Annotated in this window: 19 protein-coding genes, 1 tRNA gene and 2 pseudogenes; 11 read left to right on the forward strand and 11 right to left on the reverse strand. The window is 38.2% G+C overall.

The features are described from left to right. Positions 1-17: 17 nt before the first annotated feature. From OLM56_RS04730 to OLM56_RS04760, 7 genes and pseudogenes are all read left to right on the forward strand, one after another. Positions 18-107 (forward strand): annotated as a pseudogene (locus OLM56_RS04730) (XRE family transcriptional regulator); the annotation flags it as partial. Between the two features lie 73 nt (positions 108-180). Next, positions 181-1,059: a T9SS type A sorting domain-containing protein gene (locus OLM56_RS04735; protein ID WP_264528507.1), complete on the forward strand. Its 879-nt coding sequence runs from the start codon at positions 181-183 to the stop codon at positions 1,057-1,059. Between the two features lie 76 nt (positions 1,060-1,135). Further along, positions 1,136-2,698 carry a T9SS type A sorting domain-containing protein gene (locus tag OLM56_RS04740; protein ID WP_264528508.1) on the forward strand — a complete coding sequence of 521 codons (1,563 nt, stop codon included), beginning with the start codon at positions 1,136-1,138 and terminating at the stop codon, positions 2,696-2,698. Between the two features lie 217 nt (positions 2,699-2,915). Next, a pseudogene (locus OLM56_RS04745) lies at positions 2,916-3,161 on the forward strand (DUF3667 domain-containing protein); the annotation flags it as partial. Positions 3,162-3,191: 30 nt separating this feature from the next. Beyond that, on the forward strand, positions 3,192-3,656 hold the full coding sequence (locus OLM56_RS04750; RefSeq protein ID WP_264529034.1) for a hypothetical protein: 465 nt from the start codon (positions 3,192-3,194) through the stop codon (positions 3,654-3,656). A 99-nt stretch (positions 3,657-3,755) separates the two neighbouring features. Continuing rightward, a complete protein-coding gene (locus OLM56_RS04755) occupies positions 3,756-4,070 on the forward strand; it encodes a hypothetical protein (RefSeq protein WP_264528509.1) in 315 nt (104 codons plus the stop codon). Positions 4,071-4,073: 3 nt separating this feature from the next. Then, on the forward strand, positions 4,074-4,463 hold the full coding sequence (locus OLM56_RS04760; protein ID WP_264528510.1) for a hypothetical protein: 390 nt from the start codon (positions 4,074-4,076) through the stop codon (positions 4,461-4,463). Positions 4,464-4,569: 106 nt separating this feature from the next. Here the strand turns inward: OLM56_RS04760 and OLM56_RS04765 are convergent, their stop codons facing one another. From OLM56_RS04765 to OLM56_RS04795, 7 genes are all read right to left on the reverse strand, one after another. Next, a complete protein-coding gene (locus tag OLM56_RS04765) occupies positions 4,570-5,442 on the reverse strand; it encodes a cupin-like domain-containing protein (RefSeq protein WP_264528511.1) in 873 nt (290 codons plus the stop codon). A 148-nt stretch (positions 5,443-5,590) separates the two neighbouring features. Then, entirely contained in the window at positions 5,591-7,894 is a 2,304-nt protein-coding gene (locus tag OLM56_RS04770) for a VPS10 domain-containing protein (protein WP_264528512.1), read from the reverse strand. Between the two features lie 107 nt (positions 7,895-8,001). After that, positions 8,002-9,666 (reverse strand): tetratricopeptide repeat protein, encoded by a 1,665-nt coding sequence (locus OLM56_RS04775; protein ID WP_264528513.1) that lies wholly within the window; start codon positions 9,664-9,666, stop codon positions 8,002-8,004. 130 nt (positions 9,667-9,796) lie between these two features. After that, positions 9,797-10,882 carry a biotin synthase BioB gene (bioB, locus tag OLM56_RS04780; protein ID WP_121375904.1) on the reverse strand — a complete coding sequence of 362 codons (1,086 nt, stop codon included), beginning with the start codon at positions 10,880-10,882 and terminating at the stop codon, positions 9,797-9,799. A 155-nt stretch (positions 10,883-11,037) separates the two neighbouring features. Beyond that, positions 11,038-11,490, reverse strand: coding sequence for a hypothetical protein (locus tag OLM56_RS04785; RefSeq protein WP_121375905.1), 453 nt, complete (start codon positions 11,488-11,490; stop codon positions 11,038-11,040). Positions 11,491-11,675: 185 nt separating this feature from the next. Next, positions 11,676-12,998 carry an HTTM domain-containing protein gene (locus OLM56_RS04790; RefSeq protein ID WP_264528514.1) on the reverse strand — a complete coding sequence of 441 codons (1,323 nt, stop codon included), beginning with the start codon at positions 12,996-12,998 and terminating at the stop codon, positions 11,676-11,678. Continuing rightward, complete coding sequence (locus OLM56_RS04795; RefSeq protein ID WP_264528515.1) at positions 12,995-13,927, reverse strand: bifunctional riboflavin kinase/FAD synthetase; 933 nt, start codon at positions 13,925-13,927, stop codon at positions 12,995-12,997. The genes OLM56_RS04790 and OLM56_RS04795 overlap by 4 nt, the downstream gene beginning before the upstream one ends. A 167-nt stretch (positions 13,928-14,094) precedes the next feature. On the opposite strand from OLM56_RS04795, the gene OLM56_RS04800 reads away from it, so the two are divergent. From OLM56_RS04800 to OLM56_RS04810, 3 genes are all read left to right on the forward strand, one after another. After that, the gene (locus OLM56_RS04800; RefSeq protein ID WP_264528516.1) at positions 14,095-16,749 is read left to right on the forward strand and encodes a reprolysin-like metallopeptidase; all 2,655 of its coding nucleotides are present in this window, start codon (positions 14,095-14,097) and stop codon (positions 16,747-16,749) included. Positions 16,750-16,865: 116 nt separating this feature from the next. Further along, the gene (locus OLM56_RS04805; RefSeq protein ID WP_121375909.1) at positions 16,866-19,601 is read left to right on the forward strand and encodes a reprolysin-like metallopeptidase; all 2,736 of its coding nucleotides are present in this window, start codon (positions 16,866-16,868) and stop codon (positions 19,599-19,601) included. Positions 19,602-19,716: 115 nt separating this feature from the next. Continuing rightward, positions 19,717-22,383, forward strand: a complete 2,667-nt coding sequence (locus OLM56_RS04810; RefSeq protein ID WP_264528517.1) for a reprolysin-like metallopeptidase — start codon at positions 19,717-19,719, stop codon at positions 22,381-22,383. 51 nt (positions 22,384-22,434) lie between these two features. Here the strand turns inward: OLM56_RS04810 and OLM56_RS04815 are convergent, their stop codons facing one another. From OLM56_RS04815 to OLM56_RS04830, 4 genes are all read right to left on the reverse strand, one after another. Then, positions 22,435-22,950 (reverse strand): hypothetical protein, encoded by a 516-nt coding sequence (locus tag OLM56_RS04815; protein ID WP_264528518.1) that lies wholly within the window; start codon positions 22,948-22,950, stop codon positions 22,435-22,437. A 43-nt stretch (positions 22,951-22,993) separates the two neighbouring features. Next, entirely contained in the window at positions 22,994-23,617 is a 624-nt protein-coding gene (gene pth / locus OLM56_RS04820; protein ID WP_264528519.1) for an aminoacyl-tRNA hydrolase, read from the reverse strand. A 91-nt stretch (positions 23,618-23,708) separates the two neighbouring features. Then, the gene (locus OLM56_RS04825) at positions 23,709-24,320 is read right to left on the reverse strand and encodes a 50S ribosomal protein L25/general stress protein Ctc (protein WP_121375913.1); all 612 of its coding nucleotides are present in this window, start codon (positions 24,318-24,320) and stop codon (positions 23,709-23,711) included. Positions 24,321-24,349: 29 nt separating this feature from the next. Continuing rightward, complete coding sequence (locus tag OLM56_RS04830; protein ID WP_121375914.1) at positions 24,350-25,291, reverse strand: ribose-phosphate pyrophosphokinase; 942 nt, start codon at positions 25,289-25,291, stop codon at positions 24,350-24,352. A gap of 158 nt (positions 25,292-25,449) precedes the next feature. Here OLM56_RS04830 and OLM56_RS04835 point away from each other — a divergent pair. Then, a tRNA-Leu gene (locus OLM56_RS04835) sits at positions 25,450-25,529 on the forward strand. The last annotated feature ends 35 nt before the right edge of the window (positions 25,530-25,564 follow it).

Genomic DNA, 25,564 nt, shown 5'->3' on the forward strand with positions numbered 1-25,564 from the left:
TGACGCGGATTTACAATCACGAAGAAAAGATTGCTTTGTATAAGCATATGTTAAAGGAAAAAGATGAGATGATGGCGCGGTTGGAGAAGTTGATTGAAGGAAAATAATAATAGCCTTTCGCATATTTAAGAGCTGGCAGAATTGCCACCAAAAGAAAACAGAAAGTTTAATAAACTAACTATGAAAACAAAATTACTTTTTGCATTTGTCTTTTTAATCTTTTTAGTTGAAAACTCTTTTTCTCAAGCGTATATTCCATTGTTAAACAATTCTTCTTGGAATATTGCTAGTGCTAGTTTTGGAGGCAGCCAAAATTTAGTTATTGGTTCAGGAACAGATGTTGTTATAGGTCCTTATACTTATAAAAAATTTACGGATCCAAGTGTTTATAGCTCTGATAATTACATAAGAGAAGATGTTGCTGCCAAAAGAGTATACAGAAATGTTGGAGGTGTAGATCAATTGCTTTATGACTTTAGCCTGCAAGTTTCTGATAATATAATTTTAAGTGATGGCAAGAATTATACGGTTCAGTCTATTACAAACATAAATGTAAATGGCGGAACAAGAAGAATGTTTTATTTGATCCATTATATTGGAACTTTTCCTGGAAATAGCGAAACTTGGATTGAAGGTGTTGGTAGTAACGGACATCCTTTAAAACCGAAATATGAAATGTTTATGAGTGATCCTTATATTTATTTGACTTGCAGCGCACAAAATGGCATAAATATATATAACCACGGAATAGCTAATGGGCAATCAACACCCACCGATTGTTCTATGTTAAGTACAGAGGACATAAACCATTTCACTCAAGAAATTAACTTTTATCCTAATCCTTTCAAAACAGAACTTCTAATAGCCACAAAATCTAATTTTGAAAATGCAACGTTAAAACTATTTAATTCAATCGGACAGTTGGCAAAAGAAGTAAATAATTTATATGGAGAAAATATAATTATTAAAAGAGACAACTTAACCAGTGGGATATATTTTGCTCAACTAACGCAAAACGGGAAACTAATTTCAAATCATAAAATCATAATAGCAGACTAAATAAAACACTCGCAGCCTCAAGAACCTAATGCAATTTATTGGACAAAACAATAGAACCTTTTAAAACAGCAGGCTTATGAAACACTTCTATTTTTTTCTATTATTTCCTTTTTTTGGAATGGCGCAAGCGCCAGTTATTGAGTGGCAAAAATCATTGGGCGGCTCCGGTAATGATTATGCCAACTCTGTCTACCAAACGGCAGACGGAGGTTATATTGTTGCGGGATACACTTCTTCTAATGACGGCGATGTTTCGGGCAATCACGGAGGCGATGATATCTGGGTGGTAAAACTCACTGCAGCAGGTAACAAAGAATGGAGCAAAACGTTTGGCGGCTCTCGCAACGAGGTGGCTTCTTATGTTGTGCAAACAGCAGATTTAGGATATGTTATTGCAGGAACTACCTATTCTAATGACGGAGATGTTACAAGAAACCAAGGCAATAGCGATGCCTGGGTAATAAAGCTTGATAATGCAGGTACTGTCCAATGGCAGAAAACATTTGGCGGAGGTCATATTGATGCCGCCACTTCTGTGCAGGAAATGCCCGATGGAGGGTATATTGTAGGATGCTATACGATATCTGAAAATACAGGCGATATTATCGGAAACAACGGAGGGACCGATTGCTGGATCGTAAAGCTGACTTCAACGGGCAGCATAGCCTGGAGCCTGTGTTTAGGAGGGCGAAGCGAGGAATTTGCCCGCACTGTGCAACAAACGGCGGATGGAGGTTATGTCATGGGCGGCTATACTATGTCTGTTGACGGCGATGTTTCCGGAAATCACGGCAGTTATGATTATTGGGTAGTGAAACTGGATAATATAGAAGAAGTCCAATGGAAAAAAACATTAGGAGGAACTGGTTCGGATATACTTACTTCTATGGTTCAAACCACAGATGGAGGCTATATTATAGCAGGACATGTATATTCGCAAGACGGAGATATTGCAGGTTCCGGTTTCCATGGGCCTCTTTTTGATGATTATTGGGTAGTGAAGCTATCCAGCACAGGAGCAATACAGTGGAAGAAAGCCTTAGGAGGCTTTGGCAACGATCTTGCCCAATCGGTCCAGCAGACAGCAGATGGAGGCTACATAGTATTTGGATTTGTAACAAGTAATGATGGCAATGTTTCTGGAAATAACGGATATATGAATTATTGGATCGTAAAACTCAACAGTCAGGGAAGTATCGAGTGGCAAAAAGCATTAGGAGGCAGTGGTCAAGAAGGATTTAACGCTATTCCCGATGCAGTAGATGGCGCGCATTCAATCCAGCAAACAACAGATTTGGGATATATATTTGCGGGATATTCAAAATCGAATGATGGCGATGTTTCCGGAAATCACGGCGGTTTTGATTATTGGGTAGTTAAACTCGCAAATCCTTTGGGTACAGACGATTTTTTATCTAAAAGTGTGAGTGTTTATCCTAATCCCGCTTCAGAACGTGTTTTTGTGCGTACCGGTGCAGCTGCCCACCTATCGGAAGTATCACTTTACGACTTGCTTGGACAGCTTTTACGCACTACAAAAGAAAATTCAATTTCAGTTTCTGGACTTTCTAAAGGCGTTTATTTCCTTCAAGTAAAGACAGATAAAGGAGAGGTGACTAAAAAGATTATGGTAGAATAAATAATGGAAATCTAAAAGCTTATGGCTAAATAGAAATAAGCCGTTTGCAAAAGGCTTATTTTAATAATAAACTTCGGATAATATTGAGTTCGAATTCAAAATTGAAAAGGAATTTTGGTAATTTAGTCCCCGCTGGCGAGCATAATGCTCGTGCAAAATGAGCACTACCAACAGACGATAACAAAGTATATAAACGACTCTCTATTTTAACTGACTAATGACCCATAATTGTTTAAATTGTAATAAAGTAATAACAGGAAAATTTTGTGACAACTGTAGCCAATCAGCATCTACTCATAGATTTTCGTTAACTCACGTTTTTCAACACGATTTTATTCACGGAATATTTCACTTTGACAAAGGCTTTTTCTATACAATAAAAGAATTATTTACCAGACCCGGACACAGTATCAGAGAATATGTACAAGGAAAAAGAGTAAAGCACTTTAATTATTTTTCAACCATAATTATTCTGATAACCATAGGTTATTTTATGAAAAAATGGGCAAAAGTTGATGCTACTGTTTTATATGACGATAAAAAAACAGTAGAGGGACTTTTAAAAGTACTAAAGGATTATTCAAAAATTACAGTTTTTCTGACCGTACCCATTATTTCTATTGTGAGTTACTTGTTTTTTAGAAAAAGCAAGCAGAATTATACAGAAAACCTAGTCCTCAATATGTATTTGTTATGCGGGACATTAACAATAAGTCTTTTACTAACAACTAGTTTGATTCTTACTGATAACAAAGATTTTCTAATTTCTGTAAACTATCTTGCTGCTGTACTAACCTTTTTGTATGTACTGATTTTCTATTATCAGTACTTTTCTGTTTTTGGTTTAAAAAAATACAAATTAATTATTCGAGTTATTATTATTGCAATTTTATATTTATTGACAAAACAAATAATAAACAATATCTTGAACCTAATTGGACTTAAATATTTTCATTAATCTAGATGGTGAGGATGTACAGTCCGTGCTAAGGCAACTATATATAGGTACAAGCAGATGCTTGTGCAGGAATGTTAAATGCAATATTGATAACATCGTATGAAAATGTACATTATCATAAAAGACACTATTCCAGATAAATTAGTTCCGGTAATATGCGCGCACGCTTCATTGGCATGTTATAAAAGATTTGAAAACAATGAGGATATGATAAAATGGATCAATGGAGTATTTAAAAAAGTAGTTTGTGTTGTCGATGAAATTAGTTTTGACAATTATAAAAACGAGGCCGGTTCTGTTTTATTGACGGAATCTTCACTTGACAACAAGGAAGTCTGCTTAGCTTTTTGCCCGAGAGAGGAATATCCCAAAAAATTTAAATACCTAAAAATGTGGACACCTCAAAATAGCTAAAAAATGGAAAATCAGGTTTATAATTGGTTGGTGAAAAAAGGAACTATTCGTATTCAAAGAAACGGAGATTGTATTGCGCTGCAATTGGACTACGAGAAGGAAGACTATTGTCTACTAACGCCTTCTGATACAGACGAAATAATTGAATTGTTAACCAATATTTCAAAACAGATTTGGGAAGACCCTGATTATAAAAGAAAACCCTATACCAATCCGCTTTATAAAAAAATCGGAAACGAATATTACTGGGAAATTGAGACTTCACGGCTTCTATTACACTATAACGAAACGGAAGACGCCGTAGAAATTAAATGCAATGGCAATAGCAGCCTGAATTTAGAAATAAATTATGTGGTGGAGATAATTCAAATTTTGGAGTATTTGAATAAATAGAAATTTCCGTTTTCAAATGGCTATGATCTTAATAATAAGCATTCGTAAAATTACTCCTAGCTAGTATAAGCGTCAAAAAGCATAAAAAAACCAGCTCTCTGCTGGTTTAGCTTGAAATATTCAGGTTTTTATGTGTTCTAACAATAGCCTGTTCGTTTTTATAATCAATCCAGGCTTGTCCTTTCCACTTACGCATCAGGTTGTCAAAATTCCTCATGATAAAGATGTTATACGCCGCTTTCCCCAGATTGGTTATTTTTCTTGGAAAGGCGCGCAGGCTCATCGAGAATCCTGGAGTCATATATTTCATATAATGCCAATAGCCTTCGGGCATATAGAGCATTTCGCCATGTTCTAGATTGCAGATCAATCCTTTTGCTTTTTTTAACGCTGGCCATTTTTCTAGATCCGGATTATCGAAGTCGATATCTTCTCTAGAGATTAGAGCATGAGGTACTTTATACAGATAAGGAGTCTGGTCGGGCGCAAAAAGAATGCATTGCTTTTTTCCGTGGAAATGGAAATGCAGAATATTGGAATAGTCAATGTCGTAATGGATAAATACTTTGGAGTTTTCTCCGCCGAAAAAGAGCATCGGAAGCTGTTTCACTAGTTTAAGCCCGATATCAGGCCATTTGAAGTCTGATTTTAGAGAAGGCACTTCTTTCATCAGGTTATAAAGAAAGATCCTGTAGTTGGTCGGCTTAGACTGCAATAAGTCAATATAATCTGCCATTTTCATCTTGGCATGTGCCTCATTGAAGCCGTCTTCGTGATTTACCGGACGGTCATCATACAGCGGTACCGTTTTTTCTCCGGCAATATCCTTAATATAATTGAGCCTCCATTTTTCGTATGCTGGCCAATCTTCCGTTAGCCTTTCAATGACCAAAGGTTTTTGTTTCTTTACATAATTAGTATAAAAATCTTCTTTTGAGATCGTTTTTACTCGCTCAATTTCTGTCAAATGCAACGGCATACAATAGATGGTTTGAGATAATGGTTTATAACAAAGTTACTAAAGGATTATGAAACTGTAAAGGGCAATGTCTTAAATTTTTGACATAAAAAAATGCCGCAGGCCTAAAAGCGACCTGCAGCATCTTAAAATAGGAACGTTGAAAAAATTACCTCTTAATCAATTTATGAGAAAATACTGTTCCGTTTTGTACAGCTACGTTTACGACATAAACGCCGTTGCTTAGTTTTGATATGTCTATGGCAGTGCTCGTGCTTTCTAAAACTTTTTGCCCTGTGATAGAATAGATAGAAGTGCTTTTTATTTCGAATTCATTTCCAGAAACGCCTATGTTCAGGATATCTTTTGCCGGATTCGGATAAATAAAAATTGGATTCTGAGTGATTTCTGGCGTATGCGTTCCTAATGATAGATTCAGTATCGGATATTTGATAACACCTAAATCGGTTGTGGCCAGATAAGCGTTGATTGTGGTACCATCAAAGTCAAAATCCATAGAATACGACTGGACATAGTTTAATTGCTGTGATGTTACAGGCGTCCAAGTCGTGCCATTGTCTACCGTATAATAAATAGAAGCATCAGAAAATTGAGCGCTATGTACAGCTGCCACCATCACGCCGTTATTTAGAGGAGAATATTTGATTCTTTTAGCATCAACACCGCTTAAGACTTGTGTCCAGTTTTCGCCGGCATCGGGTGTCGTAAACACGCCTAAGTTGGTTGTTACTGTAAAATGATTTGGATCAAGCGGATTTCTAGCCATATCCCAAATCAAATCGTTGCCTTGGGTGATGGTAAGTCCGTTTATCTTTTCAACCCACGTAACTCCGCCGTCTGTAGATTTAAAGAACTTAGATCCTTTTGCGATGTACATTTCGTTTGAATTGGCTGCAGAAACAGAGATTCCTGTAACGACTCCGTAGCCGAATTCGCTTACTTCCGGAGTTGTGATTTCTTCCGTAACAATATTTTCTAAATCGGTGAAGTTGATTTTGGTAAGATTGCCGCCTTCTCCCGATCTCAATGAAACGTAGATAATATTCGTGTTGCTAGGATCAACAATCAAGTCTTGCATGTCGTCTGCAAAAGCGCTCATCAAAGAAGTCGTTGTCGCGCCATAATCGGTGCTTACATTTAGAGTGCTTCCGAAAAAGCCCATTGAGGCATAGGTGAAAACACGACCGGCTACTACAGGATCGGCTATCATATAATTTCTTTTTGGATTAAAAGAAGTTGGCGGCTCGATATCATAAATAGAAGTCACTCCTGTTCCTAAGTTTTTGTGCAGCCTTCCGCCTTGGGAACCATAAAACAAATGCTTCTCGGCAGCATATTTAGCATGCGTAACGCTTATTACATTATAATATGGCGCTCTGATTTGAGTCAAGGTAGTACCGCCGTCATTAGAGAATTGCGGAAACAAATCGGTAGTAATAGCCACTTGGTTTAGGTTGAATGGATTGTACGAAGCATTCAGTCCGTAATAATAAGATGTAGAGCCTTCGGGATAAAAAGTATTCGTCCATGTCAATCCGCCATCGGTAGATTTCACGATTTCGTTTTCTTCCAGCAAGATGATGTAGTTTGGATTTGTCGGATGGAATGCGATTTTGGTAATGTTATTCAACGTCTGGTCAGTCCAAGTAATAGGAAGATTTGTCCAAGTAGTTCCGCCGTCCGTTGAACGATAGACACGTTCGGCATGAATTCCGAAGCCGATACTTGTTCCGATTAGGATGTCATTGCCGTTTTGTGGATTGAAAGTGATTTCGCTGAAGGTAAAGCCAGGCAGTCTTTCGGTCCAAGTGGCGCCGAAATCTTCTGTAATATACAAGCCTCCGTTAATTCCGTTCGGCCCAAGCGATCTTCCCATATAAAATTTAGATTTTGAGATAGGGCTGAAGGCAACATTGTTGATATGCACATCGTCGTGATCTGCGCTGAAATAAATCATATTCCATGTCGATCCTACATTGTTCGTGTGAAAAACTTTTGTTCTTGCCGTAAATCCTTCGGAATAGGAAGTATGTACGATCAAATCAGTACCTGTCGTATCATAGAAAGAATACGACATGATTTGCGCATTATCCATCGGATTCGGGATAGGATAAAAACGGGTAATGGCATTTGTAGCAATATCAAAAAGATAAACGCCGTCTTGCGTGCCGCCATTTATGATTACAAAACTCAATGCCGATTGGCCAAATAGTTTCATATCTGTTATTGTAGCGCTTGGGTCAGGGAAAGCATATTTTACGCTCCAAGTCAATCCGTTATCTATAGAAGTTACGATATGGTTTCCTTGCGTAAGGGCATAGATTCTATTTTCGACGGTGGCATCATACGTCAGGTCTTCTAGTTTTCCGAAATTCGTAGAAGCTTCATAACTGATTTGGGCTTGGCCTGCAAAGCTCCAAAGAAGCAGTAAAGCAATGGTAATTTTTTTCATAATAGACATTTTTTGTTTTTCTAAATTTTCAAAAAAACAAATGCTAAATCAAAAAAATCACGCGGACATAGTGTGACACTCTTTGGGACAAAGTGTGATTTAGTGTCCTAAAGCGTTGATAAATAATCGTATAGATGAATATCGTGCGGTAGTTCCATTCGGGCAGCAATTCGCTCCTTTCTTTTCCTGCAGGCATCGGCGGTGATGTTCAGCATCGAAGAAATTTCTTTGGTGCTGAGGTTCATGTAGATGTAAGTTATAAAGCGGATATCGTTTGAATTCAGCTTCGGATGCTTTTCTTTTAGGTTGTTTAGGAAAGTTTGGTTGACTTCTTCGAAATGCGTGATAAAGCTGTCCCATTCATCATCTGTCTTGAGATGTTCTTTCAAGGTTTTTATATGATTTACCAAAGCGGGGTCTTTGGAAATTTCAGGAAGTTTTGATAAGGACTGTAGCGTTTCTTCTATAAGTTCATTCCGTCCAGAAAGATAAAGTGCTTTTGCCGAAAGCTTCCGGTTCTTTAGCTCGATTTCGTTCTTTAGGCGTTCTTGCTCGAGCAGGGCGCTGGTTTCTTTTTCCTTGAACATTTTTTCGAGCAAAAGATTGTCGCTTTTTTCTTTTTCAAGTTCCAAAAGCACGATTTGTTCGTTTCTTTCGGCAATCAGTTTTCTCTGTTTGTATTTGATGGATAGATTTCTCAATGCCCAAACTATAAATGCCACGATTATAAAGATGACGGCAATTATCGAATAAAAGAGCTTGCGCTCGTCGGCTATCTTCGATTCGTTTTCGGCTATTTTTTTCTTGTAATTTTCAATCTCAAACTTGACTCTGCTGTTTTCGAAAACTTTTCCGTTTTTGATTTCGTTGAGTTCTCCTTCAGTTTTTATGATGGAATCTCTATAATTTAAAGCGAGTCCGTATTTTTCTTTCTTGAAATTGATATCAGACAAAAGCCTGAAAATATTGATTTTTGTTTCGAGGTTGGGCTTTCTTTCAAAAATTTTATTGGCATAATGGCTCGCCAGATCGAGGTTGTTTTCGTTCAGATAGCTTTTGGAAATAATCATCAGCAGGGAAATGCCGATGTCGTTATATTCTAAGTCTTTGGTTGTTTTGTAGAGTTCTTCAGCTACGGTTCGCGCCTGTTTTGAATTTCCTTGCAGGTTTTCATTTTCTGCAATCGCTATCCTGGCCAAGATATGAAGCTGCGGCTGTGATTCTAATAAAGGCAGCGCTTCGTTAAAATAGGCTCGGGCTTGCTTTAAATTGTTTGTTTCGTTGGCGACATTCCCGAGATTCATGGCGTAGAGGCCGACCTTAAGCTTGTCGTTGTTTTCTTGGGCTATATCATAAGCCTTCTTGAAGTATTCATTCGCTTTCTCGTAATTTTTTTCTTTAGAATATAAGATGGCAATGTTGTTCAAGACGACCATTTCATATTTAGGCTCCAGATGTTTTACGGCAATCGTATAGCTTTCGAGATAATGATTTAAGGCTTCGCCATAATCGAGCATGGTATAATAGTTGGCGCCGATATTATTTGTCGCGAGAAATAGCTGCTTGTACCATCTGTTTTTGTCGGCAAGATTTTTAGCCTGGGTAAGCAATTCAAGAGACTTGACGTGGTCTTTTTTCCACATGTAATTAATTCCGGAAACGATAAGAGAATCGCAATGAGCCTGCGTATTGGCCTGAATTTTAGGCATAAAAAGAAGGCATAGCAAGAACGTGAGATAAGCGGACTTGATTCGGCAGACTTTTTTAGGCATCGGGGAAGATTTTTTATTCAAATATAAGAATAAGTATTGCACAAATGGTTGCGTGGCGGGATAGAGAAAAAGGAATAAAAAAAGCTTTTCCGGTTAGGGAAAAGCTTTTGGTCTTGTTTTGTCTTTTTGATTACGCCTTTTTGCCTGAAGCTTCAAGGTTTCTTTCAATTTTATGCGATGGACGCGTCCATTTCGGTTTTTCTCCTAAAGCTTGGTATTGAGAATCTGCCGCTTCAACAGTTTTAGGTTGCGAAACTTTTGTGAATGGCTTTTGCGGATTCAAGCCGAGCATTTCGAACATTTTCATGTCTTCGTTTACGTCTGGATTTGGAGTAGTCAGCAATTTATCGCCTGCAAAGATAGAATTAGCGCCTGCAAAAAAGCACATCGCCTGTCCTTCGCGGCTCATATTGGTTCTTCCTGCAGAAAGTCGCACTTGTGTATTTGGCATTACGATTCTTGTCGTAGCAACCATTCGTATCATTTCCCAGATTTCAACTGGCTTTTCTTCTTCTAGCGGTGTACCTTCAACAGCAACAAGGGCATTGATGGGCACTGATTCTGGCTGTGGACTTAAGGAAGCCAAAGCCACAAGCATTCCGGCTCTGTCTTCAACACTTTCGCCCATTCCGATGATTCCGCCGCTGCATACGGTTACGTTGGTCTTGCGGACGTTTTCGATTGTCTGAAGACGGTCTTCGTAGCCGCGCGTTGAGATTACTTCTTTATAATATTCTTCAGAAGTGTCTAGATTGTGATTGTAGGCATACAATCCCGCTTCTGCTAGACGATGTGCTTGGTTTTCGGTAATCATCCCTAACGTACAGCATACTTCCATGTCTAGCTTGTTGATGGTTCGTACCATTTCTAAAACTTGGTCGAATTCAGGTCCGTCTTTGACGTTTCTCCAAGCAGCACCCATACAAACTCTAGAAGAACCGCTAGATTTGGCTCTTAAAGCTTGGGCTTTTACTTGTTGAACGGTCATCAGGTCATTGCCTTCGACTCCGGTATGATAGCGTGCGGCTTGCGGACAATAACCGCAATCTTCCGGACATCCGCCTGTTTTTATAGAAAGGAGAGTAGATACTTGGACCACATTTGGATCGTGGTTTTTTCTGTGAACCGATGCGGCTTCAAATAACAAGTCCATCATCGGCTTGTTGTATACCGCAATGATTTCTTCTTTGGTCCAATCGTGTCTTATTGTACTCATAATGGTTAGTCTTATTTGTTTTGCTTCAAAAGTAGGTAATTCCGTTATAAGTTGAAAAATCTTTTCTCTAAAGTTAGAAACATATGATTGTTGATTAAATCAAAAAGGGACTGGCAATTTGCCAATCCCTTTTTCTTAAAAGTTATATTGTAAGGTTAATCTACATGGTTGATTTTTTCTACTTTGTCTTTCCAATACTGCATCATGGCAAAAGAAACAATCATGGATGCTGCCGATCCTTCTATGAATAATCCGAAACAGAATTGATAGAGTGATGGATCGCCACCGCCGAAGATGTAACTGTCTGCAAAAGTTTCCAGATAGGCATTGCCACCTTTGTATTCGACATAGACCATAAATGCGACCAGTCCTAAAATGAGTCCGACCATAGCGGTCAGGAAACCAGAAAGGAGATTGGTCAGATAGCCGTTTATGCCATCATGATAATTGGACTTTATGGTTTTGTTTACGCCATAAATCACAAAGACAAAATTGACGAGTCTTAGATAAATATGGTCTTTTAGGTCTAGTGCTTCGATGAGCAAGAAGTATAATCCTAGCCCTATAAAAATAATCAGTCCGTTGATGAATAATCTGGAAAATTTCATAATATTCGGTTTTGTAGTTTATACTGTTTTGAATGCTATAAAACGATTTGATTGGAATGCCTCAATTCGATTTATATATTAAAATTACAAATATTATCTGAGTTTTCGCAGGCTATTTATTTTATAATTGAATTTTTAGTAAAATTTTAATAAATTAAGTTTTTTCTGATTAATGGAGAAGGTGATTATTTGATGAGATGGCCTTCATTGTCATAGAGCAGGATCCAGTTGTTATGTGAGAAGTAATTCCATTCTGCAGATGCGATATCCACATCTGGATTGATAAGTTGCTTATACGGTTTTTGGTTGATCGATACATGGCAGTTCACAAAAACACTGACATCTTTGCCTTGCGCGGCAAATTCTTTTTTGATTCTTTGTGACAATTGCCAAATAGCATCCGGCTTGTCAGCAACCATTTTAAATTGCTTATCCGTCAATTTTGAATTAATATTATAAGGAATAGGCTGATTTGTTTTTTTGTCAATAATCTTGAAATTAGAATAGCCCGATCTCGAACGAAGCATCATCCTCCAGCTCAAGCGATGGCCTTCTTCCGTCCAAAGCACATCGCCTTTGATGAACCAGTGACGGATTGGCAAGAGAATCTGGATTAGGAAATAAGGAATAAAAAAATAGAATAGGACGGATCTGTTTTGGTAAATCGGCTCATTTTCTTCGAGTACGGGCTTCTTTTTGAAAAACAACGCTCTTATTTTTTCAGGAGGATAAAAGAATACGGCAAAACTCAGGGCAAAGAACGGAAAAATGCCTATCTGTAAGGTTACGGCATTAAAAAGGTGAAAAATCAAGGAAGCAATAAATGCGATGGTTCTTGTTTTTTTCCACAACAGCATCGGAACGATAAGCATGTCGAATGCGATTCCAGAATAGGCAATAAAAAGATAAAACCATTTTTGGTTGAAAATTTCCTGGATAAAAGGATAAGGCGATTTGTTGGTCAAAAGATTTTTGGTGAAAGTCCCGTCTAGCCAGTCAGGATAAAACTTAGATAGGGTAGCAAACAAATAGACAATCGCAATCTGAAGGATCATCACTCCCGAACACCACCAAGGCATACTCAAAGTCTTTATTTCAGGATGCTGCTTTGCATCAATCGAAGCATATCTGTTAGCAGGAAGGAAAATCATTATCAAGCAGACCAAAATAAGCATGTAATAATGATTGTTGTAGGATGTTTTTTGCATCCAATAAGTGATCGTCCACAATAACGTAAAGGCAGAAAGGCTCCATCGGTATTTCCAGCCGAGCATCACGAGGATGCCAAGAACTCCCATAGTGGCAAAATAAAAATACATTCCATAACCCGGAAGCGGCTGCAGCCATTCCATTCCGATATGGCTGAAAGTAAATTGTGGCTTGATGAAATTTTCTTTTACCCAGCCGGTAAGAATTGCTCCAAAAGTTTCTGCTGCCAGAAGAAATCCGAAAAAAATCCGAAAAATAATCAACGGAGAATTGTCTATTGGCAGGAAAAGCTTTTTCATTTCAAATCTTTTATAAAATTTCGGGTGATGATTTCGTCATTTTTGATTTCCTCTTTTAAAGCATCGAGCGAGTCGAACTTTTCTTCAGGACGAATTCTATGCAGAAAATGGATTCGGATTTCCTTATCGTATAAATCGCCTTCAAAATCTAAAAAGTAGGTTTCTATAGTTCTTTCTTTTCCGTCGACCGTTGGATTTGTGCCGATGTTCATCATCCCAAAAACTTCTTTCCCGTCAAGATCGCTTTTTACGATATAGACGCCATCTAGAGGAATAAGCTTGTAGTTTTCTTCAATTTTCAGATTCGCAGTAGGAAAGCCGATCGTACGTCCTAACTGCCTTCCCTTAACAACAATTCCAGAAAGAAAATAATTATAGCCCAGATAATCATTTGCCAATTGAATGTCTCCGCTCGCTAAGGCCTTTCTGATTTTTGTAGAACTTATCGAAACTTCGTCAATTTCTTCTGCAGAAATCTGTTCTACTTCAAAGCCATATTTTTTTCCGTAAGCAATGAGATCATGGATGTCGGCAGAACGATTTTTTCCAAAGCGATGGTCATGCCCGATGACTATTTTCTTGATGTTGAATCGGTCTACTAAGATGGTCTTGACAAATTCTTCTGCGCTTAATTGTGAAAAGCTTTGGTCGAAAGGATGGATGATGAGGTTTTCTAAGCCGATGCATTCCAATAACTCTGCTTTTTCTTTGATGGTGTTTAAAAGCTGTATTTCGGAATTGCCTTGGAGTACCATTCGCGGATGCGGAAAGAAAGTCAGTACGAGACTTTCATTATTGCTTTTTTTGGCATCTTGAGTCAGTCGTTCAATTATTTTTTTGTGCCCTAAATGAACGCCGTCAAAAGTGCCTAAGGTCGCGATGGTATGTTTGTCAGGGTTGAAATCCTGTATGTTGTGGAAAATATTCAAAATGGTGGGATTATCTTTTCTGCAAAATTAAGGTATATGGGCAATAAAAAAAACTTCTTGGATAGATTGTTTTTATGGTAAAATTTAGAGTATCTGTGATTTAAGTAGAAAAACTTCCGTCCTAAAACTTTATATAGTAAATTTGGGAAAATTTACCCAACACAACCATGAAAAGAATACTACTCTTAGCACTGACCTTGCTGACAAGCTTAGGCAGTTTTGCCCAGTCCAAAGATTTATGGGCAATTTCAAACGACGCCAGCACGGCGATATTTAAAAAAGTGCAGCGATCTTCGCTTCCTTCAGAATTCAAAATTTATAAATTAGATGTAGAAGGACTTAGAGCTAAATTGCAAGATGCTCCTTTGCGAAGCGAGTTTAATGGTGTTTCTGCTACTATAATCTCGTTTCCGGATCATGAAGGAAAGATGGAAGACTATAGAGTTCTAGAAGCTCCAGTAATGGAAAAAGAACTTCAGGCCATGTATCCTGAAATCCGTTCGTATGTCGCCAAAGGCATTAAGAATCCTACAAACATTATTCGATTTAGTGTTTCGCCTGAAAAAGGATTGAGCGCCATGATCCGTTCAGGCAGTAATGGAGTAACTATCATTGATCCGTATACTTCTGACAACAATTTTTATCTGGTTTTTAATAAATCCAAATCGATACGAGGCGGCGAAGCATTTACATGCCTTACCGAAGATGAGGCTATGGATTTGGGAAGAAGTTTTTCTGAAGAAAACCAGTTGTTGGACGCTGATGATAATATGTTAAGAACATTCAGATTGGCACTTTCTGTTAGTGGCGAGTATTCTACTTTTCACGGAGGAACACTAGCAATGGTAAATGCTGCCATGAATGCAACGCTGACAAGAGTCAATGGCGTGTTTGAAAATGATTTCAAGCTTAATATGGTATTGGTTGCCAACAATGATTCGGTTATTTTTTTAAACGCAGCTACAGATCCATACAATGCACAGAATACTTGGGCAACTGCATTGAGAAATACGTTAAATGCCAACATAGGTCTTGCTAATTATGATATTGGACATTTGATGAGTGCCATTGGAAATAACGGAAATGCAGGATGTATCGGCTGTGTTTGCAATAGCAATAAAGGAACTGGTTTTACTACCAGCGTTACTCCAACAGGAGATAATTTCGATATTGATTTTGTCGTGCATGAGATGGGGCACCAATTTGGGGCCAATCATACGTATTCTATTGCTATAGAAGGAACAAATGTAAATGTGGAGCCTGGAAGCGGAACGACTATAATGGGCTATGCAGGAATTACAGGTCCTGCTACAGATGTTCAGCCACATAGCGATCCGTATTTTCATGCGGCAAGCATTCAGCAAGTGACAGCCAATATAAAGACAAAAACGTGTCCGACGACGACAATAATCAACAATGCTGTACCGACAGCAAATGCAGGTGCGGATATTCCTCTTCCGATAGGAACGGCATTTTATTTGACAGGAGCTGGTACAGATACGGATTCTGATGGACTGACATATGTTTGGGAACAGATGGATTCTGCAACTGATGAAAGCCAGATGTTTCCAGAAGCTACAAGTGTAGAAGGACCAATGTTTAGGTCCTTTTCTCCATCAGCATCTCCGACTACCTATTTTCCGAGTCTTGAGTCTGTTGTTCAAAAAGGAATCCAGCGCGATAAATGGCAAAAGGTTCCGGAAGTTTCTCGTGATTTAACCTTCAGGTTTACGGTTAGAGATAACGAGATTGGTGGAGCGGCAAATAAGAGCGATGATATGGTTGTTTCTTTTGACGATTCCATAGGTCCCTTTAAATTTACATCACAAAACACGGTTGGCCAATCTTGGACATTAGGTTCTTCACAAACTATTACTTGGGCAGTAAACAATACGAATACATTGCCCGGAGCCCAAAATGTGAACATAAAACTTTCTACCGACGGAGGATTGACCTTTCCGGTTATTTTGGCATCAAATGTTTCTAATAACGGTACGGCAACTGTTACAGCTCCGTGGACTTCTGCGCCAAAATGCAGGTTGCTAATCGAGCCTACAAATAATAAATTTTATGCGGTTAATTCGAAGCCGTTTGCAATAGGATATGATGTAACGACTTCATGCCAGACGTATAGTTTTACGACTCCTTTTGCGATTCCAGATAACGGGAACAGCTATACGACAAGACAGTTAAATGTACCTGTTACGGGAGAAATAGCAGACGTTAAAGTTGCAGTGAATGCTACGCATACTTGGCTTTCAGATTTAAATATAGCCGTAGTGAGCCCAGCAGGAACTGTCGTTACTTTGTTCAACCAAGGCTGTTCCAATAACGGAGTTACAGACAACCTCAATGCTGTATTTGACGAAGATGGAGCCAACGCTGTTTGCTCGACTACCATTCTTGGAAATGTATTGCCAGAAGATGTTTTGTCTTCTTTCAATGGGCAAAACCCGCAAGGAAACTGGATATTAGGAGTTGTTGATTTAGGCGCTCAAGATACAGGTACCATGAATTCGTTTTCAGTTACTATATGTACGCAAACCATGATGTTGGGAACTGATCATTTCGGTCTTGCTGATTTCAAGATTTATCCAAATCCAAACAAAGGAAACTTTAACGTTCAGTTTAATTCTGAATCAGGTAATGAGATCAAGATTAGTGTTCATGATATAAGCGGCAGACAGATTTTTAATAAATCTTACCAAAATACAGGATTGTTTTCTGAAAAGCTTCAATTGAATAACGTCCAATCTGGAGTTTATCTTGTCAATGTAATTGATGGCGACAGAAAAGAAGTGAAAAAAATTGTCATAGAATAAAAATCTAAATTCAACTAGATAAGAAGGAGGTGCTTTTGAGTATCTCCTTTTTTTATTGTTAAATAATTAGAATATGCGCATAAATGATTAATTTTGGATTATAAACTAAATATATTATGAAACGAATTTTACTCTTAATCGTTTTTGTCTTTGCATTTTCTGCGGGCTATTCGCAGTCATCGCCGCTTTGGACAAAAACATCTGCACAGAGCCTAGACGCTATGAGAAAAGCGACTAGAACCTCTATGCCGAAAGAATATCAGCTTTATCAGCTTGATTATTCTAAATTGAAAACACAACTTGAGTCTGCCCCTTCTAGGGAAAATACACAGTCTTCTGGTGTGGTGATTGCTTTTCCAAATGCTGAAGGAAAATTGGAAAACTACAGGATTTATGAATCTTCTGTAATGGAGCCAGAATTGGCGGCAAAACATCCTGAAATCCAATCTTATATTGGACAAGGAATTGATGACCCGACTGCCAAAATTCATTTTACGACCACGCTTTTTGGTCTGCATACGATGACTTTGTCAGGAAAAGGAACTTCTTTTATAGATCCTTACACCAGCGATTCTAAAAATTATATCGTTTACAATAAGTCTAGTTTGCCTAAAAGACAAGCTTTTGAATGTCATGTAGAGGATAATGATGCAATGGTGCCTCCTCCTTCTACAGCGGCTAGCGATGGAAAATTTAGAACCTATCGTTTGGCAATGGCTTGTACGATTGAATATGCCGCTTTTCATATCAATGCCGCGGTTACAGCAGGAACTTTAAGCCCAACAGCAACACTTGCTCAAAAGAAAGCGGCTGTTTTGGCGGCTATGAACGTGACAGTTGCTCGTGTAAATAGTGTTTATGAAAGAGATATGTCTTTGAGAATGCAACTAGTTGCAAACAATGAAAGTATTATTTTCGTAGATTCAGATTCTTTCAACAATAATAGCGCATCAACTTTAATAACTCAAAGCCAGACGGTTATCAATGCAGCTATTGGCAATGCGAATTATGATATCGGACATACCGTAAGTACAGGCGGTGGAGGTCTTGCAGGATTAGGAGTTGTTTGTGTTACAGGTCAAAAAGCAAGAGGAATCACAGGTTCGCCTGAACCAGTAGCTGATGCATATGATATTGATTTTGTGGCGCACGAAATGGGTCACCAATTTGGAGCTGCCCACACATTTAACGGCGAAGGAGGAAACTGTACGCTTCCAAATCCAAGTATTGGCGATCCAGGTACTCGTAATGCGGCTACTGCTGTTGAACCAGGTAGTGGAACTACTGTAATGGCATATGCAGGAATTTGCGACGCGGTAAATGTTCAAGATCATTCTGATGATTATTTCCATGCCGTGAGCATAAGTCAAATGGTGGCTCATATAGCAGGAACTGGAAATTGTGTTGCGGGTGTAAATAATGGAAATAATCCGCCGGTAATTAGCCCGTTGACAAGTTATACAATTCCAAAAGGGACTGCTTTCGTATTAAAAGGGAACGGAACTGATGTTAATGGTGATGCATTGACGTATTGCTGGGAACAGACTACTGTAGGAGCTACTGCTGTAAATCCTAGTGCTACTTCAACAGATTCAAACCCTAACTTTAGATCGGTATCTCCATCTACTTCTCCTAACAGATACATGCCTGCATTGCCAAGCGTGCTTAGCGGAAATTTGACTCCTACATGGGAAGTGATTCCTTCTGTAGCGAGAGTAATGAGCTTTGCATTGACAGTTAGAGATAACAGGACTCCAAATGGAGGACAGACAGCAAGACAAAACATGACGGTTACGTTTAACGACGCAACAGGTCCTTTCAAAGTTACATCTCAAAACACAGATGGAATTTCTTGGACTCAAGGTCAAACAGAAACGATTACGTGGGATGTTGCTGGAACTACAGGAGCTCCGATTAATACATCTAACGTAAATATCTTATTGTCTACTGACGGAGGTCTTACGTTCTCTACATTATTAGCCAATACTCCAAACGATGGAAGCGAGCCTATTACAGTTCCTAATGTTGCAGCTCCTTTCTGTAGAATTATGGTTGAGGCTGCAAACAATATCTATTATGCAGTTAACGCCAAAACTTTTGCTATTGGTTATACAGTAACTACTACATGTAATACATATACAAATAATACTCCTTTTAATGTTGCTGATGGAAGCGGAACTACCGATGCGGGTAATGGCCCTATTTCATCTTCTATAATTAACGTTCCAAGTGCGGTAACGATTTCTGAAGTAACAGTAACTGTAAACGGAACTCATCCAGACGTTTCAGATTGGATTATTGCATTGAACCACCCTGATGCAACACAGTCAATCGTATGGGGATATAACTGCTATGTTCCGACAAATTTTGTTGGCGCTATGAATGTTACATTTAAAGATGGTGCTCCAGCATTAGCTTGTACTAATCCAACGGTTGGAACCTATAAGCCTTTACAGCCTTTGGCTCCATTTATCGGTAAGACTGCTAACGGAAACTGGAGACTGCTTGTAGGTGATGGTTTTGCAACCAAAACAGGAACAATAAACTCATGGTCGATTCAAGTTTGTTCGCAGACTATGGTTTTGAGTACTCAAAACTTTGGCCTTGCTGATTTCAAGATTTATCCGAATCCAAATAAAGGAAACTTTAATGTTCAGTTTAATTCTGAATCAAACAATGAGATCAAGATTGCGATTTATGACATAAGCGGTAGACAGATTTTCAATAAATCCTACCAAAACACTGGATTGTTTTCTGAAAACCTTCAGTTGAATAATGTTCAGTCTGGCGTTTATCTTGTCAATGTAATAGATGGTGACAAAAAAGAAGTGAAAAAAATAGTTATAGAGTAGAACTCTAAACTGTTAGATAAAAAGGAGACGCTGTTAAGTGTCTCCTTTTTTTATTGTTAAATAATTAGATTATACATATAAATCATTATTTTTGTTTGATAACCAATAATATATTATGAAAAAAAATCTACTCTTACTCATTTTTGTCTTTGCGTTTTCTGTGGGCTATGCACAGTCACCGCTTTGGACAAAAGCCTCTGCAGGGAGCTTAAATGCTTTAGAAAAAGCTGACAGAAGCACCATGCCAAAAGAATATCAGATCTATAAGTTGGATGTGTCCAGATTGAAAACACAGCTTCAAGCTGCTCCATCTAGAGAGAACATGGGAACATCCGATGTGGTAATTGCTTTTCCAAATGCTGAAGGTAAATTCGAAAATTACAGAATTTATCAATCTTCTGTAATGGAAAAAGAATTAGCAGCAAGACATTCTGAAATCCAATCGTATGTTGGACAAGGAATTGATAATCCTAATGCTACCATTCATTTCAGTACGACAATTTTTGGAGTGCATGCTATGATTATGTCTGATAAAGGAACAAAATATATTGATCCCTATACAAAGGATTTGAATAACTATATTGTTTACAACAGATCTAGCGTTAGCTCAACTAGAAGCTTTGAGTGCGGAACTACAGAAGATGCTTTAGAAGGCAGAGGACATGAATTTTCGAATGCAGCATTTGCAAACGACGGAACATTTAGAACGTATAGACTTGCTATGGCGTGTACAATCGAGTATGCCGCTTTCCATGTCAATGCAGCAGTAGCAGCAGGAACTTTAAGTCCAACAGCAACATTAGCCCAAAAGAAAGCTGCGGTTTTAGCAGCAATGGCAATTACGGTAACAAGAGTTAATTCTGTTTTTGAGCGTGATATGTCTTTAAAATTAGTCCTAGTGGCAACTAATGAAAATGTGATTTTTGTTGATGCTGATAGTTTTACTAACAATCCTCCTGTAATGATTAATGAAATGCAGGCGATAGTAGATGCAAATATTGGAGCAGCTAATTACGATATCGGTCATGGAGTTTGTACTTCTGATAACGGAATTGCTCAATTAGGTTCTGTTTGTGGTGCTAATAAAGCAAGAGGTGTAACAGGACAACCAAATCCAGTGGGCGATCAATTTGATATTGATTATGTAATCCATGAAATGGGTCACCAATTTGGAGCTACACATACTCAAAATAACGATTGTAATAGAACAGCAACTACTGCGGTTGAACCAGGTAGTGCTAGTACGATCATGGGGTATGCAGGAATTTGTGCTCCTGATGTTCAAAATAACTCTGATGCTTATTTTCATACAGTAAGTTTGACTCAGATGTTTTCTTTTGTGACTACAGGAGGAACATGTTCAGTAAATGTGCCAAATAATAACGCGGCTCCTGTAATTCCAGTTTTGACAAACTATACGATTCCTGCCGGAACTCCTTTCGTTTTGAGAGGATCGGCAACAGATGCTGATGGTGACGCGCTTACTTACTGCTGGGAACAAACAAATGCTGGATCAACTACAGATGTGCCTAATGCGACTTCAACTGCGAATCCAAACTTTAGGTCATTATCGCCGACCACATCGCCAAACAGGTATTTCCCTTCTTTGTTGAATACTTACGGAACTTGGGAAGTACTTCCGACAGTTGCTAAAACAATGAGTTTTGCATTAACTGTTAGAGATAACAGAACTCCAAATGGAGGACAGACAGCAAGACGTAACATGACCGTTACAACGAGTACGGCATCTGCTCCTTTTACTGTAACATCACAAAATGTAGATGGAGTTTCTTGGACGCAAGGTCAAACACAAACGATTACTTGGAATGTAGGAGCAACTACTGCTGCTCCATTTAATACAGCAAATGTAAATATCTTGCTTTCTACCGATGGCGGACAGACATACTCTACATTGTTAGCTAATACTCCTAACGATGGAAGTGAGGCTATTACAGTTCCTAATACTGCAGCTCCTTTCTGTAGAATTATGGTTGAAGCTGTAGGTAATATTTATTATGCGCTAAATGCGAGACCTTTTGCTATTGGATATACAATAGAAAACGTTTGTACAACATATACAAACAGTACTGTAGTGGCAATTCCTGATGGACCAAATCCAAATGTTTCAACGCCTGGACCTACTTTAACTTCAACAATTAATATTCCTGATACAGGAAATATTACAGATGTAAATGTAAGGGTAAATGTAACTCACCAATGGATCAGAGATTTGATTTCTACTGTAAGACACCCTGATGGTACTCAAGTAGCTCTTGGAAGCAGAATATGTAACGATCAAGATGGGTACAACATCCTTTTCAATGATGGATCACCAAATATTGTTTGTGCAGCGCCTATTACTTCAGGAACATTCAGACCAACCGGAGCACTTTCTACATTGAATGGAAAAGCTATGGCAGGCGATTGGCAATTGCTAATAAATGATTATTTCCAAGGAGATACAGGAAATCTAAACCTATGGTCTATAGAAGTATGTAGACAAACAGCGGTCTTAAATACTCCAAATTTCGGATTAAAAGATTTCAAAATTTATCCAAATCCAAACAATGGTACTTTCAATATTCAGTTTGATTCAGATTCAAGCAATGAAATTAAAGTAGGAGTACACGATATGAGAGGAAGACAAATCTTTGAAAAATCATACCAAAATTCAGGATTATTCTCTCAAAGCCTTGAGTTGAATAATACACAATCAGGTATTTATCTTGTAACTGTTCAAGACGGAGATAAAAAAGAAGTTAAGAAAATCGTTATAGAATAATTTTCTTATACTGCTAAAATTAAAAAGGGAACTCATTGAGTTCCCTTTTTTTTATAAGCTTATTTTTACGTTTCGAATTATCTGATTGTCTACAATTTGTGGCATATCGATTTGCAATGTAGAATTCTTTTTGGTGAGACTACCTTCGGTTACTTTGTAATTTCCAGCCTTGCCTTTGCAGAAGCAGAACACTCCAAAAAGCATTTTGGTATTTTGAAGTTCTTTATTTGAGAAAGTAAAGTCAGAATAGTCTTTATTCATTTCAAAAACAATTTCTTCTCTGTAGCCTGCATCTTGTAATGTTGTGTCTTCTATTTTTTCTCGATACTTGTAAAGAAAAACAACTTTATCTGGATTTTCTACCAGTTCGTAATAGGTCTTGCCAATGCCGTCCGTTTTTACATTCATGCTTTTGTTTTGAAGTATCTCAAAAGTACAAATCCCATTTTCGGGACAAGGACTTTCTATTTTTGTCTTTTCATTACCGTTTGCCATAGTTGTAGTAGATTTTGTACTGCAACATGAGATTGTCAGTATCATCATCGGGAAAAGTATGGATTTTTTCATGGTGCTTTGTTTTATTGTATTAAAGATAGCAAAAAGAAAGCCATTATTTTCCGTTAAAAGAATTCATGGTATTATCGAGCCCTGACAAAGCAAACGATTGGATGATTTCTGACGCAAGATCAAGTCTTTCCGTGAGCTTTGCTTTTTCTTCCTCGTTCCATTCTCCGAGCACATAATCTACTTGTTTTCCTTTTTTAAATTCGTCGCTAATTCCAAATCGGAATCTTGGATAGTCTGATGAATTTAACGTCTGTTGTATGCTTTTCAGTCCGTTGTGCCCGCCATCGCTTCCTTTAGGCTTGATTCGTACGGTTCCAAATGCAAGATTCAAATCATCGGTGATTACTAAAATATTGGAAGCTGGAATGTTTTCTTTGTCCATCCAATACTTGACAGCCTTGCCGCTGAGGTTCATGTAGGTATTTGGTTTTAAAAGAAAAATCGTCCTTCCTTTGAGTTTGTATTCGGCCATTGCACCAAGTTTTACGGTCTGGAATTCAAGACTTTCTTTTCTTGCCAAATGGTCAACGGCCTTAAATCCGATGTTGTGTCTTGTGTTTACGTATTCTGCGCCAATATTACCAAGGCCAACGATTAGAAATTTTTTCATTGGGTCTGAATCTGTTTTGTGTTCTTTTTTAAAGATGTTGAAAATCCAATTTTTCATTTCGTAAAAATAGTTTTTCTATCCGAATTTCTATTACATAAAAAAAGCATCAGTTTTTGGCTGATGCTTTTGGTATAATCTAAGGTGAAAATTATTTTTTCTTTCCTTTTGCTGGAGCTTTTGCAGCTTTTGCAGCTTCCTGAGCAGCTTTCATAGCAGCACGTGAGATTCTCACTTGTGCAACTACTGTGTTGTCTGGGTGAAGCAATTTGTAGTTGTCAGAAACTAATTTAGTAACGTATAATTTGTTACCCATTTCAAGACCTGAAATTTCAGCTTCTACGAAATCTGGAAGATTTTTTGGAAGCGCTTTTACTTTCAGTCTACGTTGGTTCAAACGCAATACACCACCTAAAAGTACACCTGGAGAAACACCAGTTACTTTCACTGGAACTTCCATAGTGATTTCTTTGTCATCGTGTAATTGGAAGAAGTCAAGGTGCAAGATTCTGTCAGAAACAGGGTGCACTTGAGTGTCTTGCAATACTGCGTTGAATGTTTTACCACCTTCAAGTTCGATCACAACTGTGTGAGCGTTTGGAGTGTAAATCAAGTTTTTGAATGCTTTTTCTTCTGCAGAAAAATGCACTGGTTGATCTCCTCCGTATAAAACGCAAGGAACCATTCCAGCATTACGTAAGGCTTTAGTAGCTACTTTGCCCACGCTTTCTCTTTCTGATCCTTTAATTGTAATCGATTTCATTGTAAATATATATAATTAATAAAAAAATTCTACATCAAAAATTTACCGCTGATAGAGTTGTTGTGTTGTACCATTTGCATTACTTCTGCAAAAAGAGGCGCACAGCTCACCACTCGGATTTTCTTCGATTCTTTCTTCAACGGAATAGAATCGGTAACAATCAGCTCGCTTAATTGCGAGTTTTCAATTTTCTCATAAGCCTCGCCTGATAAAATAGCGTGAGTACAGATTGCTCTTACGCTCAATGCTCCTTTTTCAATCATCAAATCCGCAGCTTTTGCCAAAGTTCCTCCGGTATCGATCATGTCGTCTACAAGAATGATATTTCTTCCTGTCACTTCTCCAATCAATTCCATGCTTTCAATCACGTTTGCTGCTTTTCTCTGCTTGTAGCAGATTACGACATCCGATTCTAAAAATTTAGAATAGGCATAGGCTCTTTTTGAACCTCCCATGTCAGGAGATGCAATCGTAAGATTTTCTAAATTCAAGCTCTTAACATAAGGCAAGAAGATAGTCGATGCAAACAAGTGATCTACTGGTTTTTCAAAGAAACCTTGAATCTGGTCGGCATGCAAATCCATTGTCATGATTCTCGTAGCTCCGGCAGCTTCTAATAGTTTTGCAACTAATTTCGCTCCAATCGGCACACGTGGCTTGTCTTTTCGGTCTTGTCTAGCCCAGCCAAAATAAGGAATTACAGCCGTAATATGACGGGCTGAAGCTCTTTTAGCGGCATCAATCATCAACAAAAGCTCCATCAGGTTGTCTGCACTTGGAAAAGTGGAACAAACTAAAAAGACTCTCAGTCCTCTGATTGATTCTTCGAAAGACGGCTGGAACTCGCCATCGCTATATTTAGAGAACGTTACTTTACCTAGCTCCACGCCATAGCTCTTAGCTATCTGTTCGGCTAAATGTACGCTTTGAGAACATGCAAATATTTTTGCTTCTGGTTCTTGGTGCGGCATTTTAAAATGTTGTTTAGTAGTTAGTTAGTGTTGTGTTGTGTAAACGAGGTGCAAATTTAGGAATAAAATCCAACTCTGAAAGAATATTTTTAACTATTTTTTGTTTTAAATGAAATTATTTTTTTTACATTTGCACCCACAATTGAAACACATCAATTGCCTGGATGGCGGAATTGGTAGACGCGCACGACTCAAACTCGTGTACTTAGGTGTGTGGGTTCGATTCCCACTCCAGGTACTTTAAAGTAAAACCTCTGAGAAATCAGAGGTTTT

Origin of the sequence: Flavobacterium sp. N2550 (assembly GCF_025947265.1) — a bacterium.
Classification (GTDB): Bacteria; Bacteroidota; Bacteroidia; order Flavobacteriales; family Flavobacteriaceae; genus Flavobacterium; species Flavobacterium endophyticum.